Source organism: Gelidibacter sp. F63206 (genome assembly GCF_023015735.1).
Genome location: NZ_JALKAU010000032.1, coordinates 1 through 343, shown reverse-complemented (window position 1 = coordinate 343; position 343 = coordinate 1). Strand labels below are relative to the sequence as shown.

Genomic DNA, 343 nt, shown 5'->3' with positions numbered 1-343 from the left:
CCCCTCTCACAGAACCGTACGTGATAGTCTCCCATCATACGGCTCTTCTAATTTAATCCACAAATATAAGCTCATCCTCTCTCAAGTTGGCAAATTGTATTTTAAATTAGCTAACCCCTTTGCTCCACTCCCATTACAGGAGCTTCTTCACTACTACGAGTTAGTCCGCCACCTCACACTACATTGGTAATGGTCTTGCAGTTGCTCTGCTTGATTTTTCCCTTTTGCATTAATGTGAGGCTTCCTGTGTTCCATCCATAAGCCCAGATAAAAGTCATGCCCCCTATACGACGGTTGCCGAATAGCCAGTAAATAGGTTTCCGCTATCCTTGTCCCTGAGAAC

The 343-nt window shown here is 44.6% G+C and carries 1 protein-coding gene; it reads right to left on the bottom strand.

Annotated elements, in window-relative coordinates; all coding sequences use genetic code 11:
* Positions 1–153: 153 nt before the first annotated feature.
* Positions 154–343, bottom strand: a 190-nt coding sequence (locus tag MWU32_RS00425; RefSeq protein ID WP_246936707.1) for a hypothetical protein, incomplete at its 5' end; no start/stop codon positions are given.